We start from the raw sequence: 9,852 nt of genomic DNA on the forward strand, positions 1-9,852 counted from the left end.
ATGCAACTCAACCGCCGACCCCGCAAAACCCTGGGCTTTCAAACACCAGCCGAGAAAATGGCCGCACTGATAAACTCAACCGAAACATAGGAAGTGTTTCCACGACCACTAGAATCTGCCCTCTCGCTTGAATAGCTCATTGGATGTTTCCCGACAGTCACAGTGACGTTATAGGTTAGGCTCGTTACATCTTCTTGTTCCGTCACTTACGATATCCCGTCACTCTTTCAATATATTGGTCAATTCAACGCTAGGCTACGTTAATAATTGGATTACCGTACTTTTCGCCTTACTGCCAATAACGATGGAGATTGCGTAAAGCTTCCGGGGAACCCAGAAAGTAAAGAGCATCAGAGGCCTCCGCTGGGCAAAATGATACATATGAAGAAAAGCACCGCCCTCGCAGCCATCGCCGCTTCGACCTTTGCCATTGGCGCTTATAACGAGCAAGGCCACAAAGAACCGACATCCACACCAGTAGCGGAGGGGCAGCAGTCGGCCCATAGCATCGTCGATGATTTAGGCATTGAATCTGGCACCTATGAACTCACTCCTACACCCACTGGCTCCCCTGAAGCATGGGAGGGCTATCTGGTTAGTTAACCTCTGTGTTTCACGTGAAACTCTAAATTCGCTCAGCTACACGGCTGAGTCACAAAGCACCATCATCACCAGCTAGACTAAGGGCATGAATAAGTGCTCTCGCCGAATCTTCTTGCTCGGTACCGCTACCACTTTCGCAGGTGCCTACCTAACAGCCTGTGGTTCTTCTCCGTCCGCGGAAATCGCAGCTACGGAAATTCCAGTCGGATCCGCGAAGATTGTAGATGGCGTCATTTTTACTCAGCCGAAAGAAGGTGAGTTCAAGGCCTATTCCCAGACCTGTCCGCACCAGCACAATCCGATCACCGAGATCGATGGCATGACGGCCACCTGCACCGCACATAACACCTCCTATGACCTCAGCGATGGAAGCGTAATATCCGGACCGGGCCGCGACCCCTTGGAAGGATACGAAGTTAAGCAAGACGGCTCTAATGTCACTACAGCCTAGGGTGCATTCCTCCCTCTGTGGTTTCACGTGAAACCACAGAGGGCATATTTTTGGCCCGAGTATTTCCGGGGAAGAAGGAGCGGTAGGGTTTAAACTTTTAGAATGCTGCAGAGTTTAAAGAAGCCCGACCCCCTCATAGTGCTCATCATCTTGGCGGTCATCCTTGCGGTCATTGCACCAGCCCGTGAGGATTTTGCCGAGACATTCGGCCAGCTAACAAATGTTGCGATCGCTTTCCTCTTCTTTTTGTACGGCGCTAGGCTCTCCACTCAAGAGGCCCTCAATGGGCTTAAGCATTGGCGCCTACACCTAACGATCCTGGCCTTCACCTTTGTGGTCTACCCGCTCATAGGTATAGCGCTACGTCCGCTTACCGCTTTCATTTCGCACGATATGTACCTGGGGATCTTGTTTCTCACGCTGGTACCGTCCACCGTGCAATCTTCGGTTGCCTTTACCTCCATTGCGAAGGGAAACGTTGCAGGCGCAATCGTGTCAGCATCTACTTCTAACTTGGTCGGAGTATTTATTACCCCTTCGCTGGTTATGCTCCTCATGGGTACCGGGGGAGGAGTCCACATCGACACTTCCGTATTTGGAGAAATCGCGCTCTTGCTGCTGGCTCCCTTTATCCTGGGTCAGCTGACTCGGCGCTGGGTTGGCAAATTCGCCCAAAGCAAGGCCACCAAAGTGGTAGACCGCGGCTCCATTGCCATGGTGGTGTATTCTGCCTTTTCCAAAGGCGTAGTAGACGGAATTTGGTCCTCCATCTCCATATGGGAGTTGGCCTTCCTTGTCGCCTTCGCAGCGATCTTCGTTGCTTTCATGCTGTGGCTCACCAAGAAGGTGAGTGAAAAATTGGGATTCAAGCGCGCCGATACAGTCGCAATCGAGTTCTGTGGATCGAAGAAGTCACTAGCCACGGGACTACCCATGGCCTCGGTTATCTTTGCTTCTGGGGGAACGTCTCTTGGTCTACTGATCCTGCCGTTGATGATTTACCACCAGGTCCAGTTAATGATGTGTTCGTGGCTGGCATCCCGCTACGCCCAGCGTGCCACCACATAGCTACACTTAGGCCCTATGGCAAATTACCTATACGTACGAACTGAACTAACCGTGCCCGGCGTAGGCTCGGCCATCCATATGGCGGAAATGGAGGAGCAAGATGCGCGCAGCTGTCGAATGGTCCGCATGATCGCCCTGGATCCCTCAGATGCCATAGTTGGTGTGGCTACCCCGACCAGTTCCACGGGAAACGTAGATCAGCCGCAAGAGGTTGTCCCGCACCCGGATACCTACGATGAGTTTCCAGACATTAGCGCCCAATACGTGGACCAATCTCATTTCGACGCCCTATGGTCCGAAGCTACCGCCAAGTTCGGCCTTTAGGGTTCAAACACGGTGCCTACAAGACAACGTTAACGAGAAACATATAAAAGGCGGTTCCTCCGAAGATGGACAGCGCTGATTCACGCTTCCACAGGTGGAGCAGGAAGGTTACTACCACGCCGAGGAGAGCCGCCCAGATGCCCCCAGGGGCACCAGCCTGCCCGTAGACGGTATAAACCACCAAAATGGTCATCACACCTACAGGCATCATCATGCCCAGCAATGAAAAGAACTGGCTATCCTTCATCCATTTCACAAAGGAAAAGGGAAGCTGGCGCAGCACAACGGTAATAAGGCCGACGGGGGCCAACACTGCGGCGATGGAAGCAAGCGTAACTCCAGCGGGCATTAGCGTTCCTCCCGGAATCTCGTAGACTCGCCGCGGCTACGCAAGCCAATAGCGGCATCGATGCGGGGAGATGCGTAGCGGATAATAAGCAGAATGAAGTAGGCACTCAGCCCCACCATGAGCAGTTGTCCTGGGGCGAAGACTGCAGCAAGGATTCCCACCACCACAGCACTTAACGGCAATGAAAAGTCCTGGTTATTGCGGAAGGAATCCATTGCAAGCACGACAAAAAGGGCAACCAGAGCGAATTCCATTCCCTGCACGGAAGAGGGAATCACTCGGCCGGCGAGGGCACCGACGATGCCGCCGCCTACCCACAAGACCTGACAAAAGATTTGGATGGTGAGTATTCGGTTCCCACTCGGGCGCTCCTCGGCGGGGAGGGAGGAGACGATGGCATAGGTTTCGTCGGTAAGCGCATATGTGGAATAAGCCCGGCCCACCCGTGAATGAATGCGGTGCCGGGGAAAGGTGAGGCCATAGAAAATATGGCGGAAGTTCACCATGAATCCGGTAACCAACGAAGCAAAGGCGGAAGCCCCACCAGTAACCATGGAAATGGCCAAGAATTCCATAGAGCCGGCGTAGATGACGAGGGAGAAAATCGGCGTCCACCACCAGCTGAAACCGGATTGGACCATGAGTAGGCCGAAGGCTAGGCCGAGGGGAATAAGGCCGATCGCGGCGGCCCAGGTATCTCTTAATCCTTGAGAAATATCCGCGCGCATGCGGGCTAGTCTAGCCCATTGCCTGCAGCGCGATAGGAATTAATTGTCTTCCACGTTGACTGGATATGTGGAATAGAGAGGCAACGGCATGGGCTGACGTTTCATAACATCGGCCCAGAGGTCGGCTGGGCCTGGAGTAATAACGTCTTGGGCAAGGGCCGGAGAGACGAACCATTCGCCGGCCTCGATTTCCTCCTCCAGCTGGCCCGGCCCCCATTCGGCATAGCCGGCAAACATGCGCATGCCAGAAACTAGTGGCTCGATCTCTTCTGGGTCCGCGCGCAGATCCACATGTGCCAGGCGCGGTGCGAGGCGGGTGAGCCGATCTTGTTTGTCCGGATCGACGCCCTGTTTAGTCTGGGCGAGGCCAACAACGGATTGTTGGTTGAGCGGACCGCCGATATACAGCGCCTGCGGTTTAGCCACCACGGGAAGCCATTCCGGCAGCACATTGAAAATAGCTACCTCGGAGCGCTTAGTCAGATCCACGCCAAAGGTCATCATGTCATTGTGCTCAATGACGAGGATGACGGAGCGGGCGAATTCCGGCGAAAGCATGCCCGGAGCAGCGATGAGAAGCTGGCCGGGAGCGGGGTCATTGCGCTCGAGGGCGTTAAATAATCTATCGGCAAACATCACTGTTTAGAATCCCACCACTCGCGCAACTTCGCAATCGCTTCCTCGCGCTCGAGGGGGCCGTGCTCTAGGCGCAGTTCCTTGAGATAAGACCATGCCTGGCCTACCTCTGGCCCGGGCTTAAGGCCGAGGATTTCCATGATCTCATTGCCGTCAAGGTCCGGGCGCACGCGAGCCAGGTCCTCCTTGCGGCCGATCTCTTCGATGCGCTCCTCAAGCTGATCATAGGTGCGCTGGAGTCGACGGGCCTTTTTAGCATTGCGGGTCGTGCAATCGGCGCGCACCAGCTTATGCAGACGGGGGAGGAGGTCGCCGGCGTCAGTAACATAGCGGCGCACGGCAGAATCGGTCCACTGATTTTCCCCGAACCCGTGGAAGCGCATGTGCAGGTACACCAGCTGGCCGATGGCCTCCGTGGTCGCCTTGGGGTACTTCAACTTGCGCAGGCGCTTGCGGGCAAGCTTGGCGCCCACCACCTCGTGGTGGTGAAAGGAGACCTTACCATCGGTGTTATCAAAGGTATCCGGTTTGCCAATATCGTGTAGAAGCGCCGCCCAGCGCAGGACAAGGTCTGGGCCATCTTCTTCTTGGTCCATGGCCTGACTTAGCACCTTCAGCGAGTGAGCATAAACGTCCTTGTGCTGCGCGTGTTCATCCGCGGTCATGCGCAATGCCGGGATTTCCGGAAAGATATAGTCCGCGATTCCGGTGGAAACCAGCAGGTCAATGCCGTCCCACGGCGCCGTGCCGCAGATAAGCTTATCCAGCTCCACCTGTACGCGCTCTACGGTGATGCGCTGGATCTCGCCGGCCATATCCCGCATGGCATCTACCACCCGATCGGCCACGCGAAATTCCAGCTGGGACGCAAAACGCGCCGCCCGCAGCATGCGGAGCGGATCATCGTGGAAGGAGATTTCCGGCTTGTCCGGGGTATCGAGCACCCGGTCGGCCACATCCTGGAGGCCGTGGAGGGGATCGTGGAAGGTAAAAGAGGCGTCGGCAAGCAGCTCGATGGCCATCGCATTGACCTTAAAGTCACGCCGCACTAGGTCACCTTCCAAGGTGTCACCATAGACCACCTCAGGGTTGCGGGACTGGCCATCATAAGAATCGGAACGGAAGGTGGTGATCTCAATCTGCTGACCCTTATAGGCCGCGGAGACGGTACCGAAGTCGATGCCGGTATCCCATACAGTCTCGGCCCACTCATCCAAGATCTCTTTAACCACGTCCGGGCGGGCCGGAGTGGTAAAGTCCAGGTCATTTCCCAAGCGGCCCAAAAGCGCATCGCGCACAGAGCCGCCCACAAGGTAGAGCGAATAACCACGGGCGGCAAATTTCTCCACCAAACCGCCCAGCAGGTCGCTGAGGGAGGAGACGGTGGATTCCGCGCGGGCAAGAACGCCAATTAGCTGAGTGTCCTGAAAATTCACGGGTGAGAGTCTACTACGATTGGCAGGGATGACTAACCAAGAACAGGGCCCCTCTAAGGGAGGCGGCCGCAACCGTAACCGGTCCCGGCGCAGGCGGCGCCGCCGGCCGGATAATCGCGCGCGCCGCAGCACTCAGCAGCGCAGGCCCTACCGCGGTGGCAATGGTCAATCTACGGCCATGGAAACCCGCGATGAAACCTCCGCCGGCGGCCTTGTTGTCTCTGGTTTGGCGGAGTGTGTCGATGCCACTGGCCAGGTAGATCTTTCCCGGCTTTATGTGGCACTCATCGGCCGCCTCGACCGTCGCGGACGCCTGCTGTGGTCCATGCCTAAAGGCCACGTAGAAAATGGCGAAGCCAAAGAAGTCACCGCTGAGCGCGAGGTATGGGAGGAAACCGGCATTTCCGGTGAGGTTTTTGCAGACCTCGGCATGATTGATTATTGGTTCGTCTCTGATGGGGTGCGTATCCATAAGACAGTGCACCATCACTTGCTGCGCTTTGTAGACGGCATCATGAACGATGAGGATCCGGAGGTCACCGAGGTCGCATGGATTCCCGTCTCTGAACTCATCGAGCATTTGGCCTACGCCGACGAGCGCAAATTGGCGCGCATCGCGCATGATCTCCTTCCCGATCTCGCACGAAAGGAAGCCGCCGCGGGGAAAGTGACCCCACGGTAATGCGCCAACGCCTGAAGTCTTGGGCCGCCGTGGGCGGCTGCCTGGCGGTAGCGGGGTGGGGATTGTGCCTGCCGCTGCCAGAGGCCGCCGCGCAGATGGATTCGGCTGCGGGAAAACAGCAGGATATCCAAGCATGGTTGGGCGCGCGCGGACCAGAGCGGGCCACTCTCGATCTCATCGCGGCCGAACCCTTCACCGTGGGCAAGGAACTGAAACTTACCTTCCAGGTACACAATCCCACCGATGAGGCCATGGAAGACCTCCAGTTGACCAGCCGCCGTGGCGATGCCGTGGAGAGTTCTGCACAGGCCCGCACGCAGCTGGCCACCGGCGAATTCCCGTATTACGGCCCCAGCACCACCACCGCGCCCCTGCAACCGGGCGAAACCCGAGAGGTTACCTTCAAGGTTCCCACCTCCTTACACGGCGAGCAGACCCTAGCCATCGAAGACGCCGGCGCCTATCCGCTGCTATTTACCCTCACCGGCACTGTCGGCGGCGAAGCGGTCAGCTTTGCGGAAGAACGCCTAATAGGCCAGGTGCAGGGAAAGAAGCAGGCGCTTGGCGATGCCCCCTCGGAGCCCAAACCTCACGACCTCACCGTGGTCTATCCCATTAGCGCCGATATCGACTCGGTACCAGGCGGCGCTGGGGGAGAAGACCTTATTCTCGCCTCCGATGAGCTAGCCACCGAGCTGGCTGAGGGCGGCCGGCTCGATCGCTTGGTGAGCACCTATGCGGACCACGATCTGCGCGGGGCAGGCTGCGTAGCCATCGATCCCGCCCTCTTGGACACGGTCAACCGCATGGCGGAGGGCTATAAGGTGGGCTCTGCCCGCCCGGCTCAGGCGGAGCGTCCTAAGCGCCTGCGTGATTCGTGGTTCAATAACAACGACGATGTGCACCTCGAACCCGGCACTGGCAAAGAGGATGCCGCCCGCTGGCTCAAGCGCCTGCGTGAACTCGATTGCTTTATGTCTATGCCGTGGGCAAACGCTAATGCCTCATCCGTGGCCAAGGCGAATAATCCCTTCCTTACCTACGAGGGGCTGCAGCGCGGCAACCACACCATCGAGCGAATCCTCGGCACCAAGCCAGCAACCTCTGTCCTCGCGGTTGGCTCCGGCTATGTGGATCAACAACTGCCCCTGCCCGCACTGGTGGCTGATAATACTTCGTGGCCTGGCCACGCCGTGACTTTCGACGCCTCCCTGGGCGCCCTTTTAGCCCAAACCGGCTCCAAGCCACAGACGGTGGGCTATTCCAACCCGGAGCTACGCTACGATTACTCGCTCGATTCCGAACTTTCCCGCGCCATCACCGGCGGCGCCGCGTTGAGTTTGGCCGCTAGCGATGACACCGTGGCGCGTTTGCCCAATTACTTGGATCCCAGCGCCGCCGAATACGCGCTTGACTCCGCCCAAGCGCTCATCGATTCCGGCCAGTCCCATGCGCGTACCGTCGGCAGCCTCAAGCAGGAAACCGCCGTTCCGGGGTCACTGCCTGGCAGCCCCTTTAGTGATCCCGCCGCCTTCGCCGAATCCGATATCGTCCGCGTGGAGCAGCAGGCCCGCTATACCGATGAGCTGATGAATATCATGGTCGATGATCCAGATATCGCACTGACTCCCTATGAATTCGTCCTGCCTTTGCGCCGGGATTTGCTGGCCGCGCTTTCGCTGACCAACCGCGATAGCTTGGGCAGCAATGCTGAAGCGCGGCGAAGGTTCACCCACACGATGGATGTGCATTCGAATACTTTGCGCGATCTGCGATCTTCTGTGGCGCTTATCCCACCGGGCAATGTTTATACCCGCGTATCCGAGTCATCGCCGCTGCTCATCGTGGCAGAAAATGGGCTTCCGCTACCGGTGGAGGCCAAGCTGCAATACGATGCCCCCGATGGCGCGCGCCTCAACACGCCCAAGAGTGTCCGTATTCCGGCCAAGGGCTCTATTACTGTATCCATGACCGCCGATATGCCTAAGGACGTCGATCGCACAGACATTGGCCTGTGGCTTGCCACCCCAGAAAAGCAAACCATCTCGGAGCCGATCAGTATCGCTGTGCAAACGCGTGCCGGTATCGTAAGCGTGTATGGCGTCGGCATAGCCGGCGCTCTTGCGCTGGTCCTCGCCACTCTCTTCCGGCTAGGCCGCCATCGGCGCAAAAAATCACAAAGGCTTAAAAAGTAAGTTGAAGTTGTATCCTCTATGACTGATAAAACTGGCCGCGAGGCCGAACACGTGGAGAAGTCACCTGCGGGTGTAGTTGACCCGAAGGATGCCGCCGTGCCGGCAGAGCACCCCGCCCCAGCGGGTGCCCGCGGCCGCATCGTCCGCGCCTCTCCTCCCGCTCCGGTGCCAGAAAAGCGCCCCACGCCCGCGGTGCAGGACACCACCGTTCCTCCCGAGGAGGACAAGTCCGCGCTCACCGGACGCAACGCGGAAAACGAATCATCCAATCAGGACGTCATCCGCGCGACGGGCACGATGGCCATCGCGACGCTGCTATCCCGCGTCACCGGCTTCCTGCGCCAGATGCTCATCGGCGCCACTCTCGGTGCCACGGTGGGCACCGCGTTTAGTAGCGCCAACCAGATCCCCAACCTCGTCACCGAGATCGTATTGGGTGCCGTGCTGACCTCTCTGGTCGTGCCCGTTCTCGTACGCGCCGAAAAAGAAGACACGGACCGAGGCGAGACCTTTGTCCGGCGGCTATTTACCCTGGCCTTTTCCATCTTGGGCATAGTCACCATTGCTTCCGTGGTGCTCGCACCCTTCTTAACGAGGATGATGCTGCCGGAAGATTCCAAGGCCAATGCCGTGCAGGCAACCTCCTTGGCCTTCTTATTGCTGCCGCAGATCCTCTTCTACGGCCTCTTCGCCCTCTTCCAGGCCGTTCTTAATACTAAGAATATCTTTGGTCCAGGTGCGTGGGCGCCGGTAGTCAATAACGTCATCTCCATTAGCGTGCTGCTGGCTTATCGCTTCCTGCCCGGCCAGCTCGACCCGCACGAGCCCACCCCGGTGGCCGATCCCCACGTCATGCTATTGGGCTTGGGCACCACCACGGCGGTGATGGTGCAATGCCTCATCTTGTTGCCGTACCTCAAAAAGGCCGGCATTGACCTGCGCCCCAAGTGGGGCTTGGATGCCCGCATCAAGCAATTCGGTGGCATGGCTCTAGCCATCATCACCTATGTGGCTATCTCCCAGTTGGGCTACGTGATCACCTCCCGCGTGGCCGCCTATGCGGATGCCGGCGCCCCACTGGTCTATCAGAATGCTTGGCTCATGCTGCAGGTGCCCTATGGCGTAATCGGCGTGACGCTGCTGACGGCCATCATGCCGCGCCTGTCCCGCAACGCCGCCGACGGCGATGTTGATGCCGTAGTCCGCGATCTGACCTTGGGCTCAAAGCTGACCTTCATCGCGCTTATCCCCATCGTCATTTTCATGACCGGCTTTGGTGTACCGATTGCCCGAGCCCTCTTCCAATACGGTGCCTACGGCGCCGAGAGCGCCGAGCAGCTTGGCCTGACCATCAGCTTCTCCGCCTTCACGCTCATCCCG

Annotated in this window: 10 protein-coding genes and 1 pseudogene; 7 read left to right on the forward strand and 4 right to left on the reverse strand. The window is 58.1% G+C overall.

Features of this window, described 5'->3' with window-relative positions; genetic code table 11:
• The first annotated feature begins 381 nt into the window (after positions 1-381).
• From MHK05_RS11585 to MHK05_RS11600, 4 genes are all read left to right on the forward strand, one after another.
• Complete coding sequence (locus tag MHK05_RS11585) at positions 382-603, forward strand: hypothetical protein (RefSeq protein WP_239206870.1); 222 nt, start codon at positions 382-384, stop codon at positions 601-603.
• 85 nt (positions 604-688) lie between these two features.
• The gene (locus MHK05_RS11590; protein ID WP_023020174.1) at positions 689-1,054 is read left to right on the forward strand and encodes a Rieske (2Fe-2S) protein; all 366 of its coding nucleotides are present in this window, start codon (positions 689-691) and stop codon (positions 1,052-1,054) included.
• A 102-nt stretch (positions 1,055-1,156) separates the two neighbouring features.
• Entirely contained in the window at positions 1,157-2,122 is a 966-nt protein-coding gene (locus tag MHK05_RS11595) for a bile acid:sodium symporter family protein (RefSeq protein ID WP_239206871.1), read from the forward strand.
• A gap of 15 nt (positions 2,123-2,137) precedes the next feature.
• On the forward strand, positions 2,138-2,446 hold the full coding sequence (locus MHK05_RS11600) for a hypothetical protein (protein ID WP_049359103.1): 309 nt from the start codon (positions 2,138-2,140) through the stop codon (positions 2,444-2,446).
• 16 nt (positions 2,447-2,462) lie between these two features.
• Here the strand turns inward: MHK05_RS11600 and MHK05_RS11605 are convergent, their stop codons facing one another.
• Genes MHK05_RS11605 through MHK05_RS11620 form a run of 4 tightly spaced genes read right to left on the reverse strand, consistent with a single transcriptional unit; the run spans position 2,463 to position 5,595 of the window.
• The gene (locus tag MHK05_RS11605; protein ID WP_239206872.1) at positions 2,463-2,795 is read right to left on the reverse strand and encodes a branched-chain amino acid transport AzlD family protein; all 333 of its coding nucleotides are present in this window, start codon (positions 2,793-2,795) and stop codon (positions 2,463-2,465) included.
• Entirely contained in the window at positions 2,795-3,523 is a 729-nt protein-coding gene (locus MHK05_RS11610) for an AzlC family ABC transporter permease (RefSeq protein ID WP_239206873.1), read from the reverse strand. The genes MHK05_RS11605 and MHK05_RS11610 overlap by 1 nt, the downstream gene beginning before the upstream one ends.
• 39 nt (positions 3,524-3,562) lie before the next feature.
• Positions 3,563-4,159, reverse strand: a complete 597-nt coding sequence (locus MHK05_RS11615; RefSeq protein ID WP_238801577.1) for a YqgE/AlgH family protein — start codon at positions 4,157-4,159, stop codon at positions 3,563-3,565.
• A complete protein-coding gene (locus MHK05_RS11620; RefSeq protein ID WP_239206874.1) occupies positions 4,159-5,595 on the reverse strand; it encodes a CCA tRNA nucleotidyltransferase in 1,437 nt (478 codons plus the stop codon). The genes MHK05_RS11615 and MHK05_RS11620 overlap by 1 nt, the downstream gene beginning before the upstream one ends.
• Positions 5,596-5,638: 43 nt before the next feature.
• Here MHK05_RS11620 and MHK05_RS11625 point away from each other — a divergent pair.
• The 3 genes and pseudogenes from MHK05_RS11625 to murJ all read left to right on the forward strand — a co-directional run.
• Positions 5,639-6,277 (forward strand): annotated as a pseudogene (locus tag MHK05_RS11625) (NUDIX hydrolase); the annotation flags it as partial.
• Positions 6,277-8,472 (forward strand): DUF6049 family protein, encoded by a 2,196-nt coding sequence (locus tag MHK05_RS11630; protein WP_239206876.1) that lies wholly within the window; start codon positions 6,277-6,279, stop codon positions 8,470-8,472. The pseudogene MHK05_RS11625 and the gene MHK05_RS11630, both read left to right, overlap by 1 nt.
• Positions 8,473-8,490: 18 nt before the next feature.
• Positions 8,491-9,852 (forward strand): murein biosynthesis integral membrane protein MurJ (gene murJ, locus MHK05_RS11635; protein ID WP_275436706.1); only part of this gene is annotated, 1,362 nt, incomplete at its 3' end.

Source organism: Corynebacterium nasorum, assembly GCF_022347325.1.
GTDB lineage: Bacteria > Actinomycetota > Actinomycetes > Mycobacteriales > Mycobacteriaceae > Corynebacterium > Corynebacterium kefirresidentii.